The organism is Proteus columbae (assembly GCF_009914335.1).
Classification (GTDB): domain Bacteria; phylum Pseudomonadota; class Gammaproteobacteria; order Enterobacterales; family Enterobacteriaceae; genus Proteus.
Genome location: NZ_CP043925.1, coordinates 654,598 through 680,374 on the forward strand (window position 1 = coordinate 654,598; position 25,777 = coordinate 680,374).

The following is a 25,777-nucleotide window of genomic DNA, read 5'->3' on the forward strand; positions in this document are numbered from 1 at the left end:
GGCTTTTTATTCAACATCAAAAATTAGATATCAACAAAAATATCAGGATCAGGACCTAAACGTTTTTTCTGATCAAGTGCTGCCATTTCTGCAACTTCCTCTTTCTCCAATTTAAAATCAAAAATATGGAAGTTTTCTTCTATGCGAGAAGGCGTAACAGATTTAGGGATCACCACAAGTCCACTATCTAGGTGCCAACGTAAAACAATTTGTGCTGGGGTTTTATGATATTTTTCGGCAAGTTTTTGAATAATGGGCTGGTTGAAAACACCTTCACCACCTTGTGCTAAAGGGCTCCAAGATTCGGTCACAATATTATGCGTTGTGTTCCATGCTCTTAATGGCGCTTGTTGCATTAAAGGGTGAATTTCAATCTGATTAATAACTGGGGTTACACCTGTTTCAGTAATGATACGTTCAAGATGTTCTTCTTTAAAATTACAAACACCAATACTTTTTACTAACCCTTCTTTTTGCAAAATAATCATCTGTTTCCACGCTTCAACATAAAGCTCGCGTGAGGGGGCAGGCCAATGCATTAAATAGAGATCAATATAATCAAGTTGCAAACGCTGGAGACTTTCTAAGACAGCACCACGAGCATGCGTTTGATCGTTGTTCCATAATTTTGTTGTGATAAAAAGCTCCTCACGAGGAACAGTGACCTGTTTTAACGCTTTACCCACACCTTCTTCATTATGATAAATCGCTGCCGTATCAAAAAGGCGATAGCCTGTATCAAGTGCGTGATGAATAGCGTTAACAACTTGATGATTATCTGCTTTCCAAACACCAAGACCAAGTTGTGGAATGGTATTTCCATCAGATAGCTTGATCAGTTTAGGTTTATCCATTTCTGTCTCCAAAGTCGCATTAAAGTACTTAGAGTGCCGCTGTATAAATACGTTGACTGACTTCTAATGTGATATCTTGATGCTCGCCTAGTGCGGTTTGTCCGTGCTCTTCCAATTTTCGCACTAAAGCTGGAATATCTTCTTCAGTGATTTTGAAATCAGTTAGTCGAGTTCTAAGTCCCATTAATTCAAAGAATTTTCGAGTTTCATTAATCGCAGTTTCAATTTTAAAAGCGTCAGAACCTTGGTTTATACCCCAAACTTTTTGTGCATATTGGATTAACTTCTCATATTTAGCCTGCCGTTTTTCATTTAATAGGGCAGGTAAAACGATGGCGAGAGTTTGTGCATGATCAAGCCCGTGTAATGCCGTGAGTTCGTGGCCTAATGCATGTGTAGCCCAATCTTGAGGAACACCAACACCAAGGATACCATTAAGGGCTTGTGATGCTGTCCACATTATATTAGCACGGATATCATAGTCTGTAGGTGATGTCAGCGCTTTTGGTCCTTGATCAATTAAAATCCGTAAAAGACCTTCTGCATACTCATCTTGTACACGAGCATTCACCGGATAAGTGAGATATTGCTCTAATATATGAATAAAAGCGTCAACAACACCGTTTGCGGTTTGTCTTGGTGGCAGAGAATAAGTGGTTGTTGGATCTAAAATAGCGCAATGAGGGTAAACATGAGGGCTAGCAAAGCTTTGTTTATCCATGGTCTGTTTTCTGCTGATAACAGAAAAACTGTTGGTTTCTGTTCCCGTTGCTGGAAGTGTTAATACACAGCTTAAAGGTATTGCATTTTCGATGACTTTACCGCGACTGGTAACGATTTCCCAAGGTTCACCTTTATAAGGTATCGCGGCTGCAATAAATTTTGTGCCATCAATAACTGACCCGCCCCCTACTGCTAATAAATGCGTAATACCATGATATCTGGCATAAGAAACGGCTTTCATTAATGTTTCATAAGAAGGATTGGGTTCAATACCACTAAATTCATGAATTTGATAACCAGGGAGTGCCGTATAGATTTGATCTAGAACGCCGTTGCGTTTAATACTGCCACCACCATAAGTCAGCAAAATTCTTTCATTTTTTCCGATTTCAGAACGTAGTTTTTCTATTTGCCCTTGACCAAAATGAAGGCGAGTGGGGGAGTAATAAGTAAAGTTTTGCATTTTGTATCCACCTTAATTTGATGTTCTGCAATATGACAATTAATCAGGAAAAAGTTTTTCACTGTGTCTAGACGAAATAGCATGACATAACTATAACTGTAAGGTTGTAGAAATAAGAGATGAATTATCTTTCTTAATGACTACAACAATTCAAATTGTAGCTAATTTATAAGGAGTAATATGGAAAATCATTATTTAACATTAAACCAAGAACATTGGGATAAACAAGCCGCAATGGAAAATCAGTGGTCTAAACCTGTAAGTGATGAAGAAATTATCGCGGCAAAACAAGGAAACTGGAAAGTCCATTTAACACCTCATCCGGTTAAAAAAGAGTGGTTAGCAGATATTAAAGGTAAAAAAATACTCTGTTTAGCTTCTGCCGGTGGGCAACAAGCGCCTATTTTAGCTGCTGCTGGTGGCATTGTGACGGTATTTGATTTATCAGAAGGTCAATTAAGCAAAGACCATCAATTGGCACAAAAGCATCAGTTAGATTTGGTCACAGTACAAGGTGATATGGCGGATTTAACCGCATTTGCTGATGAAAGTTTTGATATTATTTTTCATCCTATTTCAAACTTATATGTAGCGGATGTTAATCCCGTTTGGCAAGAGTGCTACCGTGTTTTGAAAAAAGGCGGTGTCTTGATGGCGAGTTTTTATAATCCCGTTGTTTTTATTGATGATAGAGATCCGCAATTGCGCTCACAGGGATTAATAAGACCGACTTACCGATTACCATATAGCGATCAAGGTTCACTACCTTCGGAGATCCTGCAAGAAAAAGTCGCAAAAGGTGATGGACTTGTATTTGGTCATTCTTTAACTGACCTTATTGGTGGGCAGCTAAAAGCGGGTTTCTTATTACAAGATTTTGTTGAAGATTTTGCCCCTCATGCTCGTTTTCTCGTTGATAGTTATATTCCAACGTTTATTGCGTCAAAAGCCATTAAGCTTTAACGACATACAGATTAAGGCAAAAAGATGACGGTGATAAATATCAATGAATTTTTACTGAGATATTAAAAAGATAGGAGATAAGACAATGAACAACTGAACTTTTGAGGTATTAGATGATTAAAAACGCCATTATGATGATTAACATAATGGCGTTTTTTTAATTACTTATTACTGGTACTATTTTTACGATGGCGAATATACATCACAATCGAACCAATTAAACCTGCACTTAAGAGTAATACAGGTAATGTCATCAAAATATTCATGACTAAGGTTTCATGCTTTTGAATAAAAGGAATAAGATTTAGTACATAGCCTAAAGAAACAATAATCCCCACCCATAAGAAACCACTTAACCAGTTAAATATTTGAAAGCGACGTTGTTGTAATTCTGATAAGCCAGCCAGCGTCGGTAATAATGTACGCACGAACCCAATAAAACGACCCAGTAATAGCGCGTATAACCCTTGGCGATGGAAGAGATCATTTGCCTTATGATGATATTGCTCTGGTAATTGAGCCATCCAACGTTTAACTATTTTTGTATCACTTAGCCAGCGGCCCTGTAAAAATCCGAGCCAACTCCCAATACTCGCGGCAGCGCCTAATATAATGATAGTCGGGAAAAAGTGTAAAACACCTTTTGCAATTAAGGCACCGCAAAGAATAAGCAGTGTATCTCCTGGTAAAAATGCGGCGGGTAATACCCCGTTTTCCAGCATAATAATAACAAAAAGAACAATATAGATAACCCACAGCACATTTGGATTAGCTAACACCATATAATCGTGTTGCATTAGCGCGTGAATGATCTCTTTTAATGTACCCATTAGCGAACTCGCATTAAAAAAGGACTTTATGTTCGCTATTCTAACGCAAAATAAAGAGAACAGTTTGATTTAATCCCTGTGGAACCACAGGGATAGATTTTTTTTAATAAAAAATTCATTCTTTATTAAGAAATACGTAAAAAGGCTTGTTCTAGATCTTCAATAAGGTCATCTACATTTTCTAATCCAATATGAATGCGAAATAGTGTTCCCGTAAATGTTGGCTGAGTTTCATATTGGCGCATCGCTTTAATATCATTAGGTTGATAACCCAAAATTAAAGATTCAAATCCTCCCCATGAAAACGCCATCTTAAATAATGAGAAGTTATCCAAGAAAAGTGCAAATTCTTCAGTGGTTAGGATTTTCCTTAAACTAAAAGAGAACAACCCATTGCTACCAGAGAAATCACGTTGGAAATATTCATGTCCTGGGCAAGAGACTAAAGCAGGGTGATAAACATTATCAACTAAAGGATGTTGTTTTAACCAGCGAGCGACTTCTAATGCACTTTGTTCGTGTTGTTTCATCCTGACAGGTAATGTTCTTAATCCTCTTGTTGTCATATAAGCAGTATCAGGATCAACACATTGACCTAATAAATAGGTATTTTCACGTAACTGCGCCCAGCAACGTTCATTAGCCACAGCAAAACCTAACATGCCATCAGAGTGACCATTAATATATTTTGTGGCAGATTGGATTGAAATGTCAGCACCCAATGTTAGTGGTTTAAGCAGTAATCCCGCCGCCCAAGTGTTATCAATCATAATAATGATTTCAGGGTTATATTGGCGCACTGAATTGACTATTCCTTGTAGATCTTGAATTTCCATCGTGATTGATCCTGGAGATTCAAGAAAAACGATTTTTGTTTCAGGAAGTAGCAATTGGCTGATCTCTTTGCCGATTAAAGGATCAAAATAAGTCGTTGTCACTGAGAATTTACGTAAGATCTGATCACAAAAATTTTGAGTTGGATCGTAGGCAGAGCCTGTAACAAGAATATGAGCACCTTGCTCAATAAATGCGAGTATAGATTGCGTAATCGCAGCTGCACCTGAAGGAAATAATGCGCAGCCTGCACCTTGCTCTAATTCCGTTAAAGCTTCTTGTAAGGCAAAATGTGTGGTTGTACCTCGACGGCCATAAAAAAGCGTACCTTCCGCTCGTTTTTTCGTTGCTTCACGTTTTTGTGCAACGGAATCAAAAATAACGGATGATGTTCGTTGTATAATTGGGTTTACTGCGCCTTGGGAATATTTTTTAGCTCGACCAGAAAGGAGGAGTGAGGTTTCTTGTTTTTTTAGCGTCATCCTTAATACCTTCTTTTAATTGATGGTGTGTTTACCTCAAGTTAATTCATTTTTTGGATAAGTACAAAAGGCTTGCAGAGTAGTTGATAAAATTTCACGTTACGTGAAAGAACGATAATTTGTCTTAAAAATCGACAAATGAAAAAAAAATAGCCAAATAGTAATGATAATTACTATCAAAATGCTTCATGTTTGATATCATTTGAGCGTTTTCTCTTTCCTGATGGCAAACAGGATGATTGTAAGCGAACGATTTTGGGTAAGTAGTGAAGAAAAAGCTTCATTACTGAATAAATAAATAGATAAAAAAGAGAGTAAAAGGCCAACTGATGCGTAATTTGACAGCTTCTATTCTATTGGCAATCGGTCTGACAGGCTCTGCTTTTGCGGATACGATTCCTGCCACACCAACTGAACAGCCAACTACTGCTGCCGTTTCTTCAACAGCTTCTACACCGGGAACAGCTACACCAACAACTGCTACTGCTTCAACGACTTCTACAACGGGTAATGAAGTGAAAGCAGTAGGTACTGAAACCACTAAGCCTGAAGGTGAAAATACACCTGTAACAACGGCTGAGAATTCAGAAAATGTACCTTCAGCGACAGAAAATACACCATCAGAAGTACAACCTGAAATGGTTGCTGGTGGTGGATTCGCTGAAGATTTATCTGTAATGGGCATGTACCGTAATGCAGACTTAGTCGTTAAAAGTGTCATGATTGGCTTATTGTTAGCCTCTATTGTTACTTGGGCACTATTTTTCGCGAAAGGAAGTTACTTGATCTCACTGCGTCGTCGCTTAAGAAATGAGACGGCTCAGTTAGTTGAAGCTAAATCACTTAACGATGCGTTAGCGATTAGCAAAAAATTTGGTAATAAGAGCGCAACCGCTGATCTCTTTAATGATGCAGAATTAGAGCGTACTTACTCTCAAGAAAGTAAAGTGGCATCAGGCATTAAAGAGCGTGTTGAAATGCGTATGGAACGTCGCGTTGCAGCAATTATTCGTGAATTAGGTCGCGGTAATGGTTACTTAGCCACAATCGGTGCAATTTCTCCCTTTATCGGCCTTTTCGGTACGGTTTGGGGGATCATGAATAGCTTCATCGGTATTGCACATTCTCAAACGACAAATCTTGCTGTTGTTGCACCAGGTATTGCAGAAGCGCTATTAGCAACCGCGATTGGTCTGATTGCGGCAATTCCAGCGGTTATTATCTATAACATTTTTGCTCGTATGATCGCAGGTTATCGTGGTGAAATTGGTGATATCGCAACAGGTGTGGTGACATTAGTCAGCCGTGATTTAGATATCGAAAACAGCAAAGCAAGGTAATGAATTATGGCAATGCGTCTTGGTGATGATTCAGGTGATGATAATGAATTGCATGATATCAATGTGACGCCTTTTATTGATGTCATGTTGGTTCTACTCATTATCTTTATGGTGGCGGCACCTTTAGCTACTGTTGATATAAAAGTAAATTTACCCGCTTCAAGTGCTAAACCACAACCTCGTCCTGAAAAGCCTGTTTATTTAACGATTAAGTCGGATAAACAAATTTTCATTGGTGAAGAGATGGTCACACATGAAACGATGGCGAATGTGTTAGATACCATGACACAAGCAAACAAAGAGACAACAATCTTTTTCCAAGCTGATAAAACGGTTGATTATGAAACGTTAATGTCGGCAATGGATTCGCTAAGAAAAGCGGGTTATCTCAAAGTTGGACTAGTGGGAATGGAAACCGTCTCTACGGGTGGTTAAATTTTAGCAAATAAGCTATTTATTTAAGTATTATTACTCTATTTTAAAAGCACTTTATTTGTCGTTGTGAAATGATGAATAAAGTGCTTTTTTATTGTATAGAAGAAATAGAGTTTATATTTTTACCGTTTTTAATGGTTATCGATATTATTAATAAAATTGAGTTAGAATAAAATTTAACTTTAGTGTTAAATAAGATTAATAATAAGTAGATTAAGTTTATGAGTAAACGATTAATTAAATTTATTGAGTAATGGCGGGCTGAATCAATTAATGCTAAGTAGATATCATTATTTGAACTCCTATAACATTAATATTCATTAACTCTTCATTTTTTTTCATTTTTAGATTTGTTTAGTTCGACATTTTAAAGTTAAATTTATCTATAACCTTATGATTTATAATGTCTTTATGTAAATTTGATTTAAGTGTAAAAAAACTTGCGCAAAAAATCTTATTGGATATAATGCACTCACGTTACAAATTGAAATATTTTGTAATGTGTTATAACGCCTAATTTATTTATTATCTAAGTTATCCGTATTTGGGTACTTATTTTTTTATTGCACCAGGTAGACCGTTGTTTTCAGTCATTCCAATTTCTGGTAAGTAGATTTTATTTACTTATTCAAACCACTACTTATCTTTGATACGCAGTGAGTAAAATAAAACGTGAAAGGCAGAGAACTACACATAGCATTTTATTATTTTAATAAATTTAGAAGCCATAACATTTCGGTGTTATGGCTTTTTATTTTTATCAACTGGGATTTTGCTTTTATCATTATTTTACCTGTCCTGTCTTTCTCATCACTTTAGAGGGCATACACCTCATTACCTGCTGATCTTCACAAGTACTTGTCATACTGAATACTACAAACAGTTAACAAAGCATATTTTAATTTTTTAGATTTATGACCACTTCTTTTATCTATTCTCACAAAAAAAAGAAATCAGCTCTATTTAGGGATTATTTATCGATAAATTGTATTTTTTTTATCCACAAAAATAACAGTGATTTAACATGAGATTTTATTTACGTTAATTTCGTTATAAATTCGATATATTATAAAATAACTTAACGAAACTATTGCAAATGTGTACTAATTAGTAATTATTAATGATCTTATCTTTTTGATGATGTTTATATCGATATGTACTTAATTTTATAACGATTTTATACTAGAGGAATTTCTTATTCCAAAAATGAATATACTTATAACTATATGAAAAACGATAAGAAAAACAGGTTAACTTTTGTCTATTAAATAAACAGTAATTATGGTGATTAAAAATTAATAACGAAAGAAGATTAGCTAAATAGGTAATGAAAATAAGCTGAAATTAAATATATTAATGTAATCATTTCTTGTTTATGAAATGCAATTTTTAACATTACTTATGATGTAATATAAAGGTTGATATTATGAAAACAAGAGTCATCATTATAATTAAATAATATATTGAAACTTATTTTTAATAATTTTTATTGGAATATAGGAATAATGGATTATTAATTTTGTATTATTTTAAATATATTGTCTTATAATTTGAATGTTTTTTGTCTTTTTTGTATCTAATTGATTAATATAGATTTTAAAAATATCTTTATCTTGTTTGTTGAGATAATGAGAATTATTTCTATTTAAATTATCATTATTAAATAGAGCTTAAATAAATTTAAAATGACGAAATATATAAAAAATAGACATTAAACCTTATATTGCTGAAACGTTTTTACTCACATAAAAGCGTAATTTATTTTTTAATGAATTATCGCTTGATAATGATCAAGTCATTATTGTGTCGTAGTGTTAAAAAGGCGGTGTTTTAAAATTATTCCAATTAAAAATCATCATATCAGGAGAGATATATGGCCTTGGGGAATAATGTTTTTTCCCATCATGGTATTAACCGACGCGATTTTATGAAATTGTGTGCTGCGTTGTCAGCTACCATGGGATTAAGCGGCAAAGCTGCCGCAGAAATGTCAGATGCAATGGCATCATCTGAACGTCCACCCGTTATTTGGATTGGCGCTCAGGAGTGTACAGGGTGTACGGAGTCTTTATTACGTGCAACTCACCCGACTCTGGAAAACCTCGTTCTTGATGTTATCGCACTCGAATATCACGAAGTGCTTTCTTCGGCCTTTGGTGAACAGGCTGAAGAAAATAAACACAATGCGATGGAGAAATACAAAGGTAAGTACGTCCTCGTTGTCGACGGTTCAATCCCAGACAAAGATGGCGGTGTTTACTGTATGGTTGCAGGAAAACCAATTCTTGAGCATATCAAAGAAGCCGCTGAAGGGGCTGCTGCGATTATTGCTATTGGTTCATGTTCTGCATGGGGTGGTGTACCTGCTACTGGGGGTAACCCAACAGGCGCTAAATCACTGGAAGCTATTTTACCGGGTAAAACTGTTATCAATATTCCAGGGTGTCCACCAAACCCACATAACTTCTTAGCAACTGTTGCACATATTATTACTTTCAACAAATTGCCTAAGTTAGATAGCAAAAACAGACCGCTTTTTGCTTATGAGCGTTTAATTCACGAAAACTGTGAACGTCGCCCTCATTTTGATGCGGGTCGTTTTGCTAAAGAATTTGGTGATGAAGGTCATCGTCAAGGCTGGTGTTTATACCATTTAGGCTGTAAAGGCCCTGAAACTTATGGTAACTGCCCAACATTAGAATTCTGCGATGTCGGTGGTGGGATCTGGCCTGTCGGTATCGGTCACCCCTGCTATGGCTGTAACGAAGAAGGTATCGGCTTTACTAAAGGTATTTTCCAATTAGCGAACGTTTATCAGCCAACACCAAAAGCACAAGTACCTGATGTTAATGCAAAAGAAGGTGGTGGTGTTTCTTATGGTGCTGCTGGCTTACTGGGTGCTGTCGTGGGGGCAGTTGCAGGTGTTAGTGTGATGGCTGTGCGTCAATTAGGCCGTGACAAGAATGCCACAGGAGCCTCACAGGAGGATAAACGGTGAATAGGCGTCATTTCTTTAAGCTGGCATCAGGTGGGGTTCTCCTTGCGGGAATGGCACCCACTGCGAGTCATGCTGCGGCGCAGAACCGTCCCCCAATTCCTGGGTCTCTCGGTATGCTCTACGACTCTACACTGTGTGTAGGCTGTCAAGCATGTGTCACAAAATGTCAGGAAATTAATCACCCGGAGCCAATGGAGCGTGGTGATACTTACGCTAATGGTGATCCGATTTGGTCAAACAATGACAAATTAAGTCCTTACACAAATAACATTATTCAAATTTGGCGTGATGGTACTGGTGAAAATAAAGATCAACTGGAAAACGGTTATGCCTTTATTAAGAAACAATGTATGCATTGTGTTGATGCAAACTGCGTTTCTGTTTGTCCTGTTTCTGCGTTAACCAAAGATCCAAAAACCGGTATTGTCCATTATCACGCGGATATCTGTACAGGTTGTCGTTATTGTATGGTGGGATGCCCTTATAACATTCCAAAATACGATTATGATGATCCATTTGGTAAGCTCTATAAATGTGAGCTTTGTAACCAAAAAGGGGTTGAGCGCTTAGATAAAGGCTTATTACCAGGCTGTGTTGAAGTTTGTCCTACTGGTGCGGTTATTTTCGGTACACGTGAAGAGTTGTTGGAAGAAGCAAAACGTCGTTTAGCGAAAAAAGCGGGTGAAGAGTATCATTACCCACGTCAAACCATTAGTGGTGGCGATACTTATTTACATAAAATTCCTGAATATCAAGATCATATCTATGGTGAGTTTGAAGGTGGTGGTACGCAAGTCATGGTACTTTCTGCTGTTCCTTTCGAAAATTTAGGAATGCCAGAAGTGGCACCATTATCAACGGGTGCGCGTTCTGAACATATTCAACATACGCTTTACAAAGGCATGGTATTACCAATAGCAGCCCTCGCAGGGATCACCTATTTGGTTAACCGTAATAGTAAAAAACAAGAGCAGGAACACCACAAGGAGGATAACGATGTCGAGTCATGATCCTCGTCCACTTGGCGGTAAGTTATTTACTCTAGCAGTAAGAGTATTTTTACCGCTTGCTGTGCTCGGTTTTATTCTTATTGGTAAGCGTTTGGTATTGGGTCTGGGCGATGTCTCTGATCTGAATGGGGGATATCCTTGGGGTATTTGGATTGCCTTTGACTTATTGATAGGGACAGGCTTTGCATGTGGTGGTTGGGCACTTGCATGGGCTGTTTATGTCTTTAATAAAGGGGAATTTCACCCATTAGTGCGACCTGCATTGTTAGCGAGCTTGTTCGGCTATTCATTAGGTGGTTTATCTATCGCCATTGATATCGGTCGTTATTGGAACATGCCTCACTTCTTTATGCCGCAATACTTCAACGTTAACTCAGTGTTGTTTGAAACAGCGACCTGTATGACCATCTATATTATGGTGATGGCATTAGAATTCTTACCTGCGTTATTAGAACGTTTAGGTTGGAAAGTGTCGTTGAAACGTCTTAATAAAGCGATGTTCTTTATTATTGGTCTTGGTGCTTTACTGCCAACCATGCACCAATCTTCAATGGGATCATTAATGATTTCAGCGGGTTGGAAAGTACATCCACTGTGGCAATCTTATGAGATGTTACCGCTATTTTCTCTGTTAACAGCCTTTCTCCTTGGTTTCACTATCGTTATTTTTGAAGGTTCGCTGTTAAAAGCAAGCCGCACCATGAACGATGATGAAACACCGCTATTTACCAAGTTAACCAAAGTGATTGAAGTGTTACTGATTGCTTTCTTGGTATGTCGCTGGGGCGAAATTATTTGGAACGGTAAACTGAGTTATATCGGAAATGGGGATATGTTCTCGTGGTTATTCATTGCTGAAAGTGCATTATTGTTACTTCCTCTTATTTTGATGCATTTAAATAATAACCGCCGTAGTCCAAAAATGTTGTTTGTCTGCGCTGTATTTATCTTAATTGGCGCAGCAATGTGGCGTATGAACTACTCTTTAGTTGCTTACAATCCAGGCAATGGTTACCACTATTTCCCAACAGCAAGTGAATTGCTGATTTCTATTGGTTTCGTTGCATTTGAAGTAACAGCTTACATTCTTATTATCCGTTTACTGCCGGTCTTACCTGCACAAACAGACTCAAATATACAATTAAAAAAGGCTGAGGTTAAATCATGAGCCAACGCATTACTATTGATCCTATTACCCGTATTGAAGGGCATTTACGCGTCGATTGTGAAATTGATAACGGAAAAGTTGTTAAGGCTTGGTCTTCCGGTACCATGTGGCGCGGAATGGAGGAGATCCTAAAAGGAAGCGATCCTCGTGATGCATGGATTATCGTGCAACGTATTTGTGGGGTTTGTACGACAGTTCACGCCATTGCCTCAGTACGTGCTGTTGAAGATGCCTTAGGTATGGATATTCCTGTCAATGCGCAGTATATCCGTAACATTATTTTGGCTTCGCATATTCTTCATGACCATATCGTCCACTTCTATCAGCTTTCTGCGATGGACTGGGTTGATATTACTTCAGCATTACAAGCCGATCCTGAAAAAGCGTCAGCGATGCTAAAAGGCGTTTCTCAGTGGCAATTGAACTCTGCTGAAGAATTCAGAAAGGTTCAGAAGAAAATTCAAGGTCTGGTTGACAGCGGTCAGTTAGGTATTTTCGCTAATGGCTACTGGGGTCATTCAGCCATGAAATTACCACCAGAAGTTAACCTGATTGCTGTTGCTCACTATCTGCAAGCACTTGAATGTCAGCGTGATGCTAACCGTATCGTTGCGGTTCTTGGTGGTAAAACACCACACATTCAAAACTTGGCAGTAGGGGGTGTTGCTAACCCAATTAACCTTGATGCACCAAGTGTTCTTAACTTAGAACGTCTAATGTATGTGAAGCACTTTATCGATAATCTTGGCGATTTTATTGAACAAGTTTATAAAGTCGATACTGCGATTTTTGCTGCTTATTACCCAGAGTGGCTAAAAATTGGTAAAGGTGCGAACTACTATTTATCTGTACCTGAATTACCTATTAACGGTAATAACACTGAGTTTTTATTGTCTGGTGGTTATATGGAAGGCGTTGATTTCTCAACGTATCGTCCAATTAAAGACTGGAAAGATGAAAACCTGAAAGACGGTATCGAAGAAAGTGGTAAACACGCATGGTATGAAGATGATGAACCATTAAAACCGTGGGAAGGTTTGACTCGTCCTAAATATACAGGTTGGGATGAGAACGAAAAATACTCATGGGTTAAATCACCTACATTCTATGGCAAACCTGTCGAAGTGGGTACGTTAGCATGGTTAGTATGTGGTTTAGCAGGTAAGCATGAAGGAACTGTTAAACACTATAACGAAATCAATGAGATATACACTAAATTAACGGGTGAAACGCTGGTTAATGAGCAGTTAGAGTCAACTTGGGGACGCATTATTGGACGTACTGTTCATGCGTGTGTGTTACAAGATTCTCTAAACTTCTTGTGGCAATCACTGGTTGATAATATTGGTCGTGGCGATACAGCTGCCTTTATTAAACCAGAGTTTGAACCAGGTAAAGAGTACCGAGGTGTGGGTTTTGAAGAAGCCTCTCGCGGTATGTTATCTCACTGGATCGTGTTTAAAGACGGTAAAATCACTAACTATCAGGCGGTTGTTCCATCAACATGGAATGCGGGTCCTCGTAACTTTAATGATGAACCGGGTCCTTATGAGTTATCACTTGTTGGTACACCTGTTGCTGATCCGAAAAAACCATTAGAAGTGGTAAGAACGATCCACTCCTTTGACCCATGTATGGCGTGTGCTGTGCATATGGTTGATTTAACAGGTAAAGAACTAAGTAAGGTGAAGGTATTATAATGCGAACTCTCGTCTTAGGTATTGGTAATTTATTACTAAGCGATGAAGGCATTGGTGTTCGTATAGTAGAAGCGCTCGAAGAGCGCTTCTCTTTACCAGAGAACGTCGATGTTATTGATGGTGGCACATCAGGTATGGAAATTTTGCAAGATATCGCTGCAAGAGATCTCCTGATTGTTGCCGATGCGGTAAGAAGTAATCATGAACCTGGCAGTATTTTTGTGTTACATGATGATGATGTTCCCGCACTTTTTACGCAGAAGATCTCGCCTCATCAATTAGGCTTATCTGATGTGCTTATGGCATTGCGTATGACAGATGAATTTCCACGCAAGCTTATTTTAGTGGGCATTGAACCTGCGTCATTAGAGCCAAGCATGTCACTGTCTGACATTGGTCAAAAATCAATGGAAATTGCGTTGGAACATGTCGTCAATATTTTGCGTGAATACGGCATTCCTGTCACACCCAAAGAGGTAACAGCATGAGTGAAATGAGCTGGGATATCGTAGGATACGATGAACCACCTGTTGAGCAACTTGAAGCGCGTTTTAGTGAAATTGCTGAAAAAGAGATGAAAGGGCTTCCTTTTTATCGAGAAGGTATTCCTGTAAAAGCAGGGGGCTTTACCTTATTTGAAAACCAGTGGATTGGGGCTGTCCTTACTCCTTGGATGCTAGAGCTTGTCGTTTTCCCGGGGCCTTCACAAGAATGGCCACATCGAAACGTAGGTGATCGCATTGGGTTAGAATTACCTTGTGGTCAGATTAAATTCGTTGTGGGTGAGCTTGCTGGTGATATGCAATATCTCGCGTGTTCATTAATGTCGCCACTTGATAGACACCTTTCAGGGGAACATGCTGTTGAGTTGGTGGAAAATAGTGTAAAAATGGCACTTTCTCTTCCTGTTCAGACACAATCCGTAGCAGAAGTTGATTTAAGTCGTCGTTCTCTCTTCCGTGGTCAGTTAAGATCATAGTGTAGAAATTTTACGCGACACAGAGTCACATTCTTCTTATTGAATAGTACAGGAGTCAGAATATGTGTAGCACTTGCGGTTGTGGCGAAGGCAATGTCAGAATTGAAGGCGTAGAGCCTCATTCACATGAGCACCACCATCATCACTCTCATGACCATGATCATCACGACCACGGTCATCATCATGATCACGGCCATCATGGGCATGATCATCATCATGAACACAATGCTACTCCAGCGAATACTGTTCATAAATATATTGATAAGTCTGAACAAAAGCATAAACATAACTACGAAACACATGGTCAGCCTATCATCGTTCATCACCACTATTACCATAACAGTGGTGATGTTCATCTCCATTTTCATAACGATGCACAGCTAAACGAAGCGCCTGTTTTCCATGAACATCATCATGGACATGACGATCATCATGAGCATGATCATTCACACAATCATGACCATGCTCACAGTCACGATCATTCTCATGATCATAACCATGAGCATTCACATCATCATTCTCACAGCCACGATCATGACCACGATCACGAACATGAGCACGAAGAGCAATTTAGCCCTGTGATTGAAAATCAGAATATGCATTATGGCCAAGGTGAAGCGGGAACACATGCTCCCGGTATTAGCCAAAAGCGTATGCTGAAAATTGAAATGGATGTGCTGGATAAAAATAACCGTATTGCTGTTCATAACCGTGAACATTTTGAACAACAAAATGTGTTGGCATTAAACTTAGTCTCAAGCCCAGGCTCCGGTAAAACAACGCTATTAACACAAACCTTAAAACAGTTAGCGCAACGTGTGCCTTGTGCGGTGATCGAAGGCGATCAGCAAACCACTAATGATGCGGATCGTATCCGTGAAACTGGTGTGCCAGCGATCCAAGTGAATACAGGTAAAGGTTGCCACCTTGATGCACAAATGGTGCATGATGCGACACACCAATTAGGCTTACATGATAACAGCGTTCTCTTTATTGAAAACGTGGGTAACTTAGTTTGTCCTGCCAGTTTTGATCTGGGTGAAAAGCATAAAGTTGCGATTCTTTCTGTCACTGAAGGTGAAGATAAGCCACTGAAATACCCGCATATGTTTGCTGCGGCTGATTTAATGATTATCAACAAAATTGATTTAGTGCCACATCTGAATATTGATGTTCAAGCCTGTATTGAATCCGCTCGCCGTGTTAACCCAAATATCGAAATCATTGCGTTATCAGCAACAACGGGTGAAGGCATGGAAGAGTGGTTAGCTTGGTTGGAGAGTCGTTTATGTGCTTAGGTGTTCCAGCTAAGATTGTTGAGGTGGGCGAAGACGTCCACCAACTCGCTTATGCCGAAGTCAGTGGCGTCAAACGTGCTGTTAATATTTCGATGGTATGTGAAGGCGAACCTAGTGAATTATTAGGCAAATGGGTACTTATTCATGTGGGATTTGCCATGAGTATTCTTGATGAGCAAGAAGCACAAGATACCCTTGATGCATTACAGCATGTCTATGGTGTGACCCTCGAAGAGGCTGATGATGCAGTACGTTGATGAATTTCGTGATCCCGAACTTGCGAAAGCCTTACTAGCCCAAATCCGTGAAACTATTTCACAATGGCCTCATCCTATTAAACGTCCATTACAAATTATGGAAGTGTGTGGTGGGCATACACATGCCATTTTTAAATTTGGTCTAGATCGCTTATTACCAGAAGAAATTGAATTTGTTCATGGACCGGGTTGTCCTGTTTGTGTATTACCGATGGGGCGAATTGACGCCTGTTTAGAAATTGCAGCCCGTCCTGATGTCATTTTCTGTACTTTTGGTGATGCAATGCGAGTACCGGGACGTAATGGCTCAATGCTTGATGCACGTCGTCGTGGCAGTGATATTCGTATTGTCTACTCACCGCTCGATTCCCTCAAAATTGCACAAGATAATCCAGATAAACAAGTCGTCTTTTTTGGTTTAGGTTTTGAAACTACGATGCCAAGTACTGCAATGACGCTACAACAAGCGAAATTGCGCGGACTCAAAAATTTCTCTCTGTTTTGCCAGCATATTACTATCGTGCCGACTTTACGTTGTTTACTAGAACAAGATGATGTTCGCATTGACGGCTTTATTGCTCCAGGGCATGTGAGTATGGTGATTGGCTGTACGCCATATCAACCGCTATGTGACGAATTTGAAAAGCCTTTTGTGGTGACAGGATTTGAACCATTAGACTTATTACAAGCTATACTGATGGTCATTAAACAACTTAAAGCAAAAGCAGAAAATACAGATTATGTTTTAAGTATTGAAAACCAATATAGTCGCATTGTACCGAATGAAGGTAATAAGTTGGCTCAAAAAGCACTTAGCGAAGTGTTTATGTTAAAAGAAACCAGTGAATGGCGTGGACTGGGTGAAATCCCAATGTCAGGTATTCAATTAACACCTGCTTATTCTGAGTTTGATGCTGAATTACGTTTTACTCCCGCCCCGCAGAAAGTGGCTGATAATCCGCAATCTCGCTGTGGTGATGTATTAACAGGACGATGCAAACCTTCCGATTGCCCACTCTTTGGTAAAAGTTGTACACCAGAAACGGCATTGGGTGCCTTGATGGTATCATCTGAAGGTGCATGTGCGGCTTATTATCAGTATCGCCGTGAAGGTAATATATGAAACAACCTGATGAAATCACCTTAGCCCAAGGAAACGGCGGGCAAGGTATGCAGCAACTTATCGAAGGACTATTTTTAAAAGCGTTCGATAATCCATTATTAAATGAAAAAGAAGATCAAGCGCGGATCGCCTTAAATGAGTTAACCACACTGGGCGATCGTCTTGCTTTTAGTACAGATAGCTATGTCATCGATCCCATTATTTTCCCTGGTGGAAACATTGGTAAATTATCGGTCTGCGGGACGGCTAACGATCTTTCTGTTGGTGGTGCGGTTCCTCGTTATCTTTCATGTGGTTTTATTTTGGAAGAAGGGCTTCCTTTTGAAACCCTAGAAACCCTTGTGATGGCAATGGCAAAAGCCGCGCAACAAGCGGGCATTCAAATTGTTACGGGTGATACGAAAGTGGTTCCTCGTGGTGCTGCGGATAAGATTTTTATTAACACTGCGGGTATTGGTGTGATCCCAACTAAAATTCATTGGGCTGCATCAAACATTAAAGCAGGCGATAAGATCTTAGTGAGTGGCACGATTGGCGATCATGGTGCAACAATCCTGAATCTGCGTGAAAATTTAGGGCTTGAAGCGGATCTGCAAAGTGACTGCGCGGTTCTTGAGCCAATGATTGCCCCTTTACGCCAAATCGAAGGAATTAAAGCACTACGTGATGCAACTCGAGGTGGTGTGACGGCGATTTTGCATGAGTTTGCTCAAGCCAGCGGTTGTGGCATGAACGTGCATGAAAGCAAATTACCTATGAAACAATCTGTTCGTGGTGTATGCGAATTATTGGGACTTGAAGCGCTTAATTTCGCTAACGAAGGAAAAATTGTTTTAGTAGTTTCACCAGAAGCGGAAGCTCAAGTACTTGAAGCACTGCATCAACATGCTTTAGGCAAAGACGCTTGCACGATTGGCGAAGTCACAACGGATAATTATATTCGTTTAACAGGTATTTTCGGTACTAGTCGTATTCTCGACCTACCTTATAACGAGCCTTTACCTCGTATCTGCTAAACACTTATTCCCCACTTATAAATTGAAATGTTCACTGAATTTATAAGTGGGATAAGTTACCCACTTGTTACAAAAAATTGTTATAACGCAAATTTCTCTCATTTATCTGAATACTGACTCTTTGATAAAAAAATTATCGGAGTAACATGTTCGCCTCATCCTACTGCGTGGAGAGTGTCTCTCGTAGAGGTTAGCTCTAGGAAAAAACATGTCTTGGTCAGAATTTAAATCTCAATACCTGATCCGTTTTTGGAAGCCTCTTCCAGCAGTTATCGCGGCAGGTATCTTATCAACTTATTACTTTGGTTTAACCGGCACTTTCTGGGCTGTCACTGGTGAGTTTACTCGCTGGGGTGGTCACGTTATGCAATGGTTCGGTGCTCATCCTGAAGAATGGGGTTATTTTAAAATCATCGGTCTTGAAGGTACGCCATTAACGCGTATTGATGGCGTGATGATTATCGGGATGTTTGGAGGTTGCATTATGGCGGCTCTTTGGGCCAATAACGTCAAACTTCGTCATCCTCAACATAAAATTCGTATTCTTCAAGCTGTTCTAGGTGGGATCATCGCAGGTTTTGGTGCTCGTTTAGCAATGGGTTGTAACCTTGCTGCCTTCTTTACGGGTATTCCTCAGTTCTCTTTACATGCTTGGTTCTTTGCGGTTGCAACGGCAGTCGGTTCCTACTTCGGTGCCAAGCTGTCATTGATGCCACTGTTCCGTATTCCAGTAAAACTGCAAAAAGTCAGCCAAGCGTCACCTATCACTCAAGATAAACAACGTGCGAAACGTCGCTTTAGATTGGGAATGGTTATCTTTTTTGCCATGATTGCGTGGTCTTTAATTATTCTCTTTGATTCACCAAAACTGGGTTTCGCCATGCTAGGCGGTATTGGTTTTGGTATTTTAATTGAACGTGCACAAATCTGTTTTACTTCTGCTTTCCGTGACTTATGGATAACAGGCAGAACCCATATGGCAAAAGCGATTATCATCGGTATGGCGGTGAGTGCCATTGGGATCTTTAGCTATGTCCAATTAGGTGCAGCACCTAAAATTATGTGGGCGGGACCTAATGCGGTAATTGGCGGTTTACTCTTCGGTTTCGGTATTGTGCTTGCTGGTGGGTGTGAAACTGGCTGGATGTATCGCGCTGTTGAAGGTCAAATTCACTTTTGGTGGGTTGGATTAGGCAATGTGATTGGTTCGACGTTACTCGCTTATTATTGGGATGATTTTTCAGCCATCTTAGCGACTGATTATGACAAAATTAATTTACTTGATACTTTTGGGCCAGTAGGTGGATTAGGCGTGACATATCTGATGTTGGGTCTGTCATTTGTGTTGTTGCTTTGGTGGGAGAAACACTTCTTCCGTAAAAAAACACAACAAGCACACTCTATTTCAACCCAGATTAATAAGGAAATCGCATGAGCCAGAAAGACACTATTATTCCCGATTATCGTTTAGATATGGTTGGCGAACCTTGTCCTTACCCTGCGGTGGCAACGCTTGAAGCCATGCCATCTCTGAAAAAAGGCGAAATTTTAGAAGTGGTCAGTGATTGCCCGCAATCAATCAACAATATTCCACTTGATGCGAAAAACTACGGTTATACCGTGTTAGATATTCAACAAGATGGCCCAACTATTCGTTATTTAATTCAAAAATAATCTTTATTTTTCATTAAATAAAAAAACAGCCTATACATAGAGAATGATAGGCTGTTTTCTTGAATAATATTATTACTCTGCTTCGCCGCCTAGGACTTCGGTGACTCGTTCAATTAAAGCGCTGAGTTCACCGGTCATTAAAATAAAGTCGGCATCAAAACGTTGGGCAAAATCAGCTTTATCAATGTCATCATTTTGCTCACGTAAAGTTTCACTGAATTTAATGCGTTTGATAGAACCATCATCACAAAGCATAAATTGCAGGCGATCTTCCCAATCTACAGAGAGTTTGGTGACAAATTTACCTGCTTCAATATGCGTCGCAATTTCATCAGAGACTAATTCCTGTTTCTTACAACGAATAACGCCACCTTCATCTAAGACCGCTTTTAGCTCGGCTTCATCCATCAAGGTAAAGCCAGCTGGGAGTTCTCCAGAGCGTACCCACTCTGTCATTTTTAATTCAACGGATTCATTAAAGTTCAAAGGAACAACAGGTAATGAACCTAAGGTCTTACGCAGCAGGGCTAAGTTATCTTCAGCGCGTTTTGCACTGCCCGAATCAACAATAACGAGTTGTTTTTCTAAATCGAGCCAAATAAATGTTTGTGAGAATTTACTAAAAGCACGAGGAAGCAGAGTGTGCACCACTTCATCTTTTAAGGTGGCTTTCTCTGTTTTTTTCAGTTTACGTCCTTGCTCACCTTCAAGTTTTTCAACTTTGTCTTGCAGTGCTTGTTTAATAACTGTCGCAGGTAAAATTTTGTCTTCTTTCCGTGCACACATCATGACTTGTTTGCCAGCAACATGGATAAGCGCTTCACCGCGATCACCCATCGGCGAAACCCAACCTGTCCGAGTCATATCTTGGCTACTACAAGGTGTGAATGCCAATGAGGCAAGCTGTTGTTCTAACTCATCCATTGACAGTGCTATCTCTTTATTTAAGCGATAGACTAAAATATTTTTAAACCACAGCATCTGACATTCCCCTTAATCATTATTTACCACAATATGATACTGAATGTTTAGGGTATCTAAAAGGTAATATCCCTTAAAAGAAAATCTATACCGTGCTATTTAATAAAAAGATAAAAAAAGCTGAAACGAATAATTAGTAAATCTACTCTATGATAATGAGTTTTATTCTTATCTGAATTAGATCGATTAAGAATATTGATAATGAAATAGCATGATTTTTAGTACAAACCATTATGTGATAATAATCACAAGATTTTATTTTTATACTCTTTTTTGTTTACAAACTGAAATCACTTTCAGATTTATCTCTGCATTAATTTACAAAACAAAAATATTCTTGACGCTCTTGTGTGATAATTATCACAAAATAAGGAAAATGTAGGAGGTGGTTTTTCACAATAAGCAAAGTGATTAAGATCACAAATATTGATATTTTTTTTTCAAATATCGTTAAAAGAGCACGATTGGGCTTTTTATATTAACCAGTGTTATAGTTTAGATTTTATAATGTTTCATTGGGTTTTGTTGTTGCTTGTACGTATTGATTAGATATTGTAATTGAATAGCATTCTTGTGCTTCTCTTTTGAATATTTATAGATAATTATTCTTTTTATGATGGGATGTTACTCGTTACCACTAGTTAAATTGTATTTAAATTCGACTTTGCCTTTATTTAAATAAGAAATAAATATAAAGATAAAAAATTATTAATTAGGAATAACAATATTTAAATCTTTAGTGTTATTTATTTAGTGGTTAAAATTAATACTTCCTTTTAAATATATTAAATAGGGGGATAAATTTTTTATTAGCAAAAAAAAGAGTCTTATAAAGAAATGAAATATAAAAGAAAAATCTAAAAGTGCTATTTTTAAAAAGTTGATTAAGTTCAAAAAACACGTATCTTTACCTTTAATTGTGATACCTATCACTTGAGTATGTAACCATGAAAATACACATTGGTGTAATTGTGGGCTGTATCACGAAAGTTGGGCTTTTTTTTGAGTAACATGCCATCGAAAACTCAACAACCTATTTCTTTTCCTGACAGAAATAAAAGTAATGCCTTTATTTAAATATAATGAGGATATTATTTTTGTGTCTTATTGGTGATTACGTCTGTGTCAAGGAAATTAAAGCCTTTAAGAAAATTTTGTAGAGTCATAATTAGTAGCTATAAAAATTATCAATTGTGAGAGCGATTTTCTTTTTCGAAATTCGTGGCAGGGATCTTTTGCCTGAATCTCAGGTCAACTATATACGGCGGTATTATTTTTGACCTTAAAGAAAGTCATAAAACTATAGAAAATAGATAGATGGGTATTTTAATCATGAAAAGCTTGAAGCCTCTAGCAGCACTGGTTGGTTTGTTGGTTCTTTCTGGATCGGCAAACGCGGTAAACGTGTATAACGATAAAGGTACACGTTTCGATGTAAATGGTCAGTTCCGTTTAAAAACACAAGTGACCAGCCAAAATCACGAAATGAAAATGACGGATGATGGTAGCCGTATCGGTTTCTTCGGTTCACACGAACTGACTAACGATATCAAAGTCTTTGGTAAATTAGAGTGGGGTTCAGACACTCAAAGAACGAATAGCGAAAACCCTAAATCAAACTTTGAAATGTACAACCGTGTGGGTTATGTCGGCTTTTCTCACCGTGATTATGGTCAAATCCAATTTGGTCGTACTTATATTCCAATTGACTGGGTGAAAAAATCAAGCTACGGCTACGGTAACACAGGTGTATTTTACTTTAGCGATGTATTAGGTCGTTCAGTAGGTTACTCTGGTGGTGAAACTAGCGTTAATGGTAAATATGTAAACTATAATGGTGTTGGTAAAAACAACTTTATGACCCGTTTACCACAAACTATTTTCTTAGAAACTAACCGTTATGAAGGCTTTAAATTAGCAGGTACTGTAACAGGTAAAACTGGTGATGATGGTCGCCGTGTAGCGGGTGATATTACTCGTGCTTACTCATTAGTTGGTTTCTATAAATCAACTTTCGGTTTAGAGTTTGATGCGGGTTACTCTGCGGCTAAAGGTGAAGCAAATAATTCAGGTCCAAATAAAGATAAAACACCAGAAAACAGTATCTTAGCGTTTGGTGCGGAATACTTCTTCCCAGGTCGTGAATTTTCTATCGGTTTAGACTATGGTCAATCTCGTGGTAAAAATCCAGGCTTAGCACTGTATTCAAACCAAGCTCCGCGTGGCTGGAACTCAGTGAAAGGCGATTGGAAAGCTGACTTGTATGGTGTTGGTGTGAAATGGCACTGGGATCGTATCGAAAGTGGTATGTATGCGGGTTACTACCTGCGTGATGGTGATGCCAACACATTCAACTACAAAAAAGAAACCTATACTATGGGTGTAGATAAACGTTTTGCGGTATCTAAATACAACAACTTACGTTTATTCGCTGAAGTTGCATATGATGACGCACGTAGCGAAAACCCGAAATATGAAGATAAAAAGCAATATATCTTCGAAACTGGTATGCGTCTGTACTTCTAGTCCTGACAAAAGCATTACCGTTTGATAGAAGTAACCAAAGGAGAGCGATTTCGCTCTCCTGTTAACCAATATATAAGGGGTGTGTAATGGTTAAGAACGTGTTGAAAATTTCAACATTAGCAATGTTTGTCGCATTCAACGTGAATGCTGCGACAGTCGATCTTCGTATTATGGAGACGTCTGATGTTCACAGTAACTTAATCGACTTTGACTACTTCAAAGACAAACCAACAGAACAGTTTGGTTATGTCCGTACTGCTAATTTAATCAAAGCAGCAAAAGCTGAAGCAACCAATGCGATTTTAGTTGATAACGGCGACTTGATCCAAGGTAGCCCGCTGGCTGACTATCAAGCAGCTAAAGGCTTAGAAAAAGGCGAATCTCATCCAGCTCACCAGCTGATGAACACCATGGGTTACACAGTAGGTAACTTTGGTAACCATGAATTTAACTATGGTTTAGATTACCTGAAAAAAGCCATTGCCGGTGCTAAATTCCCTTACATCAACGCCAACGTGATGGATGCGAAAACAGGCAAAAACTATTTCACACCTTATATCATTGTTGATACACCAGTAAAAGATCGTGATGGTAAAGAACACACTATCAAGATTGGTTATATCGGCTTCGTTCCACCACAGATCTTAATCTGGGATAAAGCCAATCTGGATGGTAAGGTCGTTGTAAACGATATTACAGAAACAGCGAAAAAATTCGTCCCTCAAATGAAAAAAGAGGGTGCTGACCTGATTGTGGCTATTCCTCACTCTGGTTTTGCCTCAGAGCCATACAAAGCAATGGCTGAAAACTCTGTTTATTATTTAAGCGAAGTTGAAGGCATCAATGCAATCATGTTTGGTCACGCTCATGGCGTATTCCCAAGCAAAGAATTTGAAGGCATTAAAGGTGTTGATGTTGCTAAAGGTACTGTAAATGGCGTTCCTGCGGTTATGCCAGGACAATGGGGTGATCACTTAGGTGTCGTTGATATGGTTATCAACAACGACAGCGGCAAATGGGTGATGACACAAGCAACAGGTGAAGCACGTCCTATCTTTGATAAAGCGAACAAAAAAGCATTAGTTGAACGTGATGCTGAATTAGCGCAAATCATTGAAAAAGCACACCAAGGTACTCGTGATTTCGTGGGTAAACACATTGGTAAAGCTTCTGCCAATATGTACAGTTTCTTAGCATTAGTACAAAGCGATCCAACTGTACAAATCGTTAATGATGCACAAGTTGATTACACCAAACACTTTATTCAAGGTGATCCGAACTTAGACGGTTTACCAGTATTAGGTGCAGCTGCGCCATTTAAAGCGGGTGGTCGTAAAAACGCACCAGCAGACTTCGTAGAAGTTGAAAAAGGTGACTTAACATTCCGTAACGCTGCAGACTTATACCTGTATCCAAACACATTAGTGGTCGTTAAAGCGACCGGTGCTGATGTTGTTGAGTGGTTAGAATGTTCTGCGGGTATGTGGAACCAAGTTGATCCAAATTCAACTAAACCACAAGAACTGATCAACTGGGATGGTTTCCGTACTTATAACTTCGATACCATTAGTGGTGTGAACTATAAAGTTGACCTAACTCAACCAGCTAAATATGACGTTGATTGCCAAGTCGTTAATAAAGATGCGAATCGTATCAAAGACGTGACTTATGAAGGCAAGCCAATCGATCCTAAAGCAACATTCCTGATCGCAACAAATAACTACCGTGGATACGGTGGTAAGTTTGCGGGTACTGGTGAAGCAAATATTGCGTTCGCATCTCCAGATGAGAACCGTGCAATCTTAGCTTCTTACATTGCTAAACAAACGAAAGAAAAAGGCGAAGTTGCAACTAAAGCTGCTAACAACTGGTCATTCTTACCTATTAAGACTGACAAAGCGTTAGATGTACGTTTTGAAACGTCGCCAAGTGAAAAAGCGGCTGCATTTATTAAAGATTTCTCTCAATATCCAATGACCTTTGTGGAAAATGATGAAATCGGTTTTGCAATTTACAAAATTGATTTAACAGAGAAAAAATAAGCCATTAAAGCCTGTCCATTCTGGGCAGGCTTCTCTTACCTTTTTGAACCAAAAGAGTAAAACTTATTGCTCTTTAAGGGG

General features: G+C 38.8%; 22 protein-coding genes. 17 read left to right on the top strand and 5 right to left on the bottom strand.

Annotation, left to right across the window (positions count from 1 at the left end; genetic code table 11):
* Positions 1 to 23: 23 nt before the first annotated feature.
* Entirely contained in the window at positions 24 to 854 is an 831-nt protein-coding gene (gene dkgA, locus F1325_RS03070) for a 2,5-didehydrogluconate reductase DkgA (RefSeq protein ID WP_109371817.1), read from the bottom strand.
* A gap of 28 nt (positions 855 to 882) precedes the next feature.
* Positions 883 to 2,040, bottom strand: coding sequence for an iron-containing alcohol dehydrogenase (locus F1325_RS03075; protein ID WP_109371815.1), 1,158 nt, complete (start codon positions 2,038 to 2,040; stop codon positions 883 to 885).
* Positions 2,041 to 2,220: 180 nt separating this feature from the next.
* On the opposite strand from F1325_RS03075, the gene F1325_RS03080 reads away from it, so the two are divergent.
* Complete coding sequence (locus F1325_RS03080; RefSeq protein ID WP_109371813.1) at positions 2,221 to 3,003, top strand: class I SAM-dependent methyltransferase; 783 nt, start codon at positions 2,221 to 2,223, stop codon at positions 3,001 to 3,003.
* Between the two features lie 161 nt (positions 3,004 to 3,164).
* On the opposite strand, the gene F1325_RS03085 is transcribed toward F1325_RS03080, so the two are convergent.
* Together F1325_RS03085 and metC are read right to left on the bottom strand one after the other, a co-directional pair.
* Positions 3,165 to 3,833, bottom strand: a complete 669-nt coding sequence (locus F1325_RS03085) for a DedA family protein (RefSeq protein ID WP_109371811.1) — start codon at positions 3,831 to 3,833, stop codon at positions 3,165 to 3,167.
* A 125-nt stretch (positions 3,834 to 3,958) separates the two neighbouring features.
* A complete protein-coding gene (gene metC / locus F1325_RS03090) occupies positions 3,959 to 5,149 on the bottom strand; it encodes a cystathionine beta-lyase (protein WP_109371809.1) in 1,191 nt (396 codons plus the stop codon).
* Positions 5,150 to 5,478: 329 nt separating this feature from the next.
* Here metC and exbB point away from each other — a divergent pair, with 329 nt between their 5' ends.
* The 14 genes from exbB (at position 5,479) to yedF (ending at position 20,147) form a co-directional block, all read left to right on the top strand.
* On the top strand, positions 5,479 to 6,489 hold the full coding sequence (gene exbB, locus F1325_RS03095) for a tonB-system energizer ExbB (protein ID WP_109371807.1): 1,011 nt from the start codon (positions 5,479 to 5,481) through the stop codon (positions 6,487 to 6,489).
* Between the two features lie 6 nt (positions 6,490 to 6,495).
* Complete coding sequence (gene exbD, locus F1325_RS03100; RefSeq protein ID WP_075674386.1) at positions 6,496 to 6,924, top strand: TonB system transport protein ExbD; 429 nt, start codon at positions 6,496 to 6,498, stop codon at positions 6,922 to 6,924.
* Positions 6,925 to 8,797: 1,873 nt separating this feature from the next.
* Positions 8,798 to 9,922 carry a hydrogenase 2 small subunit gene (gene hybO / locus F1325_RS03105; RefSeq protein WP_109371805.1) on the top strand — a complete coding sequence of 375 codons (1,125 nt, stop codon included), beginning with the start codon at positions 8,798 to 8,800 and terminating at the stop codon, positions 9,920 to 9,922.
* Positions 9,919 to 10,932: a hydrogenase 2 operon protein HybA gene (gene hybA, locus F1325_RS03110; protein WP_109371803.1), complete on the top strand. Its 1,014-nt coding sequence runs from the start codon at positions 9,919 to 9,921 to the stop codon at positions 10,930 to 10,932. The genes hybO and hybA overlap by 4 nt, the downstream gene beginning before the upstream one ends.
* Positions 10,919 to 12,100, top strand: a complete 1,182-nt coding sequence (gene hybB / locus F1325_RS03115) for a Ni/Fe-hydrogenase cytochrome b subunit (RefSeq protein WP_023580918.1) — start codon at positions 10,919 to 10,921, stop codon at positions 12,098 to 12,100. The genes hybA and hybB overlap by 14 nt, the downstream gene beginning before the upstream one ends.
* Complete coding sequence (gene hybC, locus F1325_RS03120) at positions 12,097 to 13,800, top strand: hydrogenase 2 large subunit (protein ID WP_109371801.1); 1,704 nt, start codon at positions 12,097 to 12,099, stop codon at positions 13,798 to 13,800. The genes hybB and hybC overlap by 4 nt, the downstream gene beginning before the upstream one ends.
* The gene (locus tag F1325_RS03125) at positions 13,800 to 14,288 is read left to right on the top strand and encodes a HyaD/HybD family hydrogenase maturation endopeptidase (protein ID WP_023580916.1); all 489 of its coding nucleotides are present in this window, start codon (positions 13,800 to 13,802) and stop codon (positions 14,286 to 14,288) included. Before hybC ends, F1325_RS03125 begins: the two co-directional genes overlap by 1 nt.
* Positions 14,285 to 14,779, top strand: coding sequence for a hydrogenase-2 assembly chaperone (hybE, locus tag F1325_RS03130; RefSeq protein ID WP_160229980.1), 495 nt, complete (start codon positions 14,285 to 14,287; stop codon positions 14,777 to 14,779). The genes F1325_RS03125 and hybE overlap by 4 nt, the downstream gene beginning before the upstream one ends.
* Positions 14,780 to 14,841: 62 nt before the next feature.
* Positions 14,842 to 16,077: a hydrogenase nickel incorporation protein HypB gene (gene hypB / locus F1325_RS03135; protein ID WP_109371797.1), complete on the top strand. Its 1,236-nt coding sequence runs from the start codon at positions 14,842 to 14,844 to the stop codon at positions 16,075 to 16,077.
* On the top strand, positions 16,068 to 16,334 hold the full coding sequence (gene hybG / locus F1325_RS03140) for a hydrogenase maturation factor HybG (protein WP_006535180.1): 267 nt from the start codon (positions 16,068 to 16,070) through the stop codon (positions 16,332 to 16,334). Before hypB ends, hybG begins: the two co-directional genes overlap by 10 nt.
* The gene (gene hypD / locus F1325_RS03145) at positions 16,321 to 17,457 is read left to right on the top strand and encodes a hydrogenase formation protein HypD (protein WP_075674243.1); all 1,137 of its coding nucleotides are present in this window, start codon (positions 16,321 to 16,323) and stop codon (positions 17,455 to 17,457) included. Before hybG ends, hypD begins: the two co-directional genes overlap by 14 nt.
* Complete coding sequence (gene hypE, locus F1325_RS03150) at positions 17,454 to 18,473, top strand: hydrogenase expression/formation protein HypE (protein ID WP_109371795.1); 1,020 nt, start codon at positions 17,454 to 17,456, stop codon at positions 18,471 to 18,473. The genes hypD and hypE overlap by 4 nt, the downstream gene beginning before the upstream one ends.
* A gap of 208 nt (positions 18,474 to 18,681) precedes the next feature.
* Positions 18,682 to 19,908, top strand: a complete 1,227-nt coding sequence (yedE, locus tag F1325_RS03155) for a selenium metabolism membrane protein YedE/FdhT (protein WP_109371793.1) — start codon at positions 18,682 to 18,684, stop codon at positions 19,906 to 19,908.
* A complete protein-coding gene (gene yedF / locus F1325_RS03160; protein ID WP_006535172.1) occupies positions 19,905 to 20,147 on the top strand; it encodes a sulfurtransferase-like selenium metabolism protein YedF in 243 nt (80 codons plus the stop codon). The genes yedE and yedF overlap by 4 nt, the downstream gene beginning before the upstream one ends.
* A 72-nt stretch (positions 20,148 to 20,219) precedes the next feature.
* On the opposite strand, the gene rdgC is transcribed toward yedF, so the two are convergent.
* Complete coding sequence (gene rdgC, locus F1325_RS03165; protein WP_109371791.1) at positions 20,220 to 21,128, bottom strand: recombination-associated protein RdgC; 909 nt, start codon at positions 21,126 to 21,128, stop codon at positions 20,220 to 20,222.
* A 1,332-nt stretch (positions 21,129 to 22,460) separates the two neighbouring features.
* On the opposite strand from rdgC, the gene F1325_RS03170 reads away from it, so the two are divergent.
* Together F1325_RS03170 and F1325_RS03175 are read left to right on the top strand one after the other, a co-directional pair.
* Positions 22,461 to 23,654, top strand: coding sequence for a porin (locus F1325_RS03170; protein WP_244185004.1), 1,194 nt, complete (start codon positions 22,461 to 22,463; stop codon positions 23,652 to 23,654).
* 86 nt (positions 23,655 to 23,740) lie between these two features.
* Complete coding sequence (locus tag F1325_RS03175) at positions 23,741 to 25,696, top strand: bifunctional 2',3'-cyclic-nucleotide 2'-phosphodiesterase/3'-nucleotidase (protein WP_109371787.1); 1,956 nt, start codon at positions 23,741 to 23,743, stop codon at positions 25,694 to 25,696.
* Positions 25,697 to 25,777: the final 81 nt, after the last annotated feature.

What these genes read in the sequence shown, in the direction of transcription:
- dkgA (WP_109371817.1), bottom strand. Translation starts at nt 854, where the DNA reads ATGGATAAACCTAAACTGATCAAGCTATCTGATGGAAATACCATTCCA.
- F1325_RS03075 (WP_109371815.1), bottom strand. Translation starts at nt 2,040, where the DNA reads ATGCAAAACTTTACTTATTACTCCCCCACTCGCCTTCATTTTGGTCAA.
- F1325_RS03080 (WP_109371813.1), top strand. Translation starts at nt 2,221, where the DNA reads ATGGAAAATCATTATTTAACATTAAACCAAGAACATTGGGATAAACAA.
- F1325_RS03085 (WP_109371811.1), bottom strand. Translation starts at nt 3,833, where the DNA reads ATGGGTACATTAAAAGAGATCATTCACGCGCTAATGCAACACGATTAT.
- metC (WP_109371809.1), bottom strand. Translation starts at nt 5,149, where the DNA reads ATGACGCTAAAAAAACAAGAAACCTCACTCCTCCTTTCTGGTCGAGCT.
- exbB (WP_109371807.1), top strand. Translation starts at nt 5,479, where the DNA reads ATGCGTAATTTGACAGCTTCTATTCTATTGGCAATCGGTCTGACAGGC.
- exbD (WP_075674386.1), top strand. Translation starts at nt 6,496, where the DNA reads ATGGCAATGCGTCTTGGTGATGATTCAGGTGATGATAATGAATTGCAT.
- hybO (WP_109371805.1), top strand. Translation starts at nt 8,798, where the DNA reads ATGGCCTTGGGGAATAATGTTTTTTCCCATCATGGTATTAACCGACGC.
- hybB (WP_023580918.1), top strand. Translation starts at nt 10,919, where the DNA reads ATGTCGAGTCATGATCCTCGTCCACTTGGCGGTAAGTTATTTACTCTA.
- hybC (WP_109371801.1), top strand. Translation starts at nt 12,097, where the DNA reads ATGAGCCAACGCATTACTATTGATCCTATTACCCGTATTGAAGGGCAT.
- F1325_RS03125 (WP_023580916.1), top strand. Translation starts at nt 13,800, where the DNA reads ATGCGAACTCTCGTCTTAGGTATTGGTAATTTATTACTAAGCGATGAA.
- hybE (WP_160229980.1), top strand. Translation starts at nt 14,285, where the DNA reads ATGAGTGAAATGAGCTGGGATATCGTAGGATACGATGAACCACCTGTT.
- hypB (WP_109371797.1), top strand. Translation starts at nt 14,842, where the DNA reads ATGTGTAGCACTTGCGGTTGTGGCGAAGGCAATGTCAGAATTGAAGGC.
- hybG (WP_006535180.1), top strand. Translation starts at nt 16,068, where the DNA reads ATGTGCTTAGGTGTTCCAGCTAAGATTGTTGAGGTGGGCGAAGACGTC.
- hypD (WP_075674243.1), top strand. Translation starts at nt 16,321, where the DNA reads ATGCAGTACGTTGATGAATTTCGTGATCCCGAACTTGCGAAAGCCTTA.
- hypE (WP_109371795.1), top strand. Translation starts at nt 17,454, where the DNA reads ATGAAACAACCTGATGAAATCACCTTAGCCCAAGGAAACGGCGGGCAA.
- yedE (WP_109371793.1), top strand. Translation starts at nt 18,682, where the DNA reads ATGTCTTGGTCAGAATTTAAATCTCAATACCTGATCCGTTTTTGGAAG.
- yedF (WP_006535172.1), top strand. Translation starts at nt 19,905, where the DNA reads ATGAGCCAGAAAGACACTATTATTCCCGATTATCGTTTAGATATGGTT.
- rdgC (WP_109371791.1), bottom strand. Translation starts at nt 21,128, where the DNA reads ATGCTGTGGTTTAAAAATATTTTAGTCTATCGCTTAAATAAAGAGATA.
- F1325_RS03170 (WP_244185004.1), top strand. Translation starts at nt 22,461, where the DNA reads ATGAAAAGCTTGAAGCCTCTAGCAGCACTGGTTGGTTTGTTGGTTCTT.
- F1325_RS03175 (WP_109371787.1), top strand. Translation starts at nt 23,741, where the DNA reads ATGGTTAAGAACGTGTTGAAAATTTCAACATTAGCAATGTTTGTCGCA.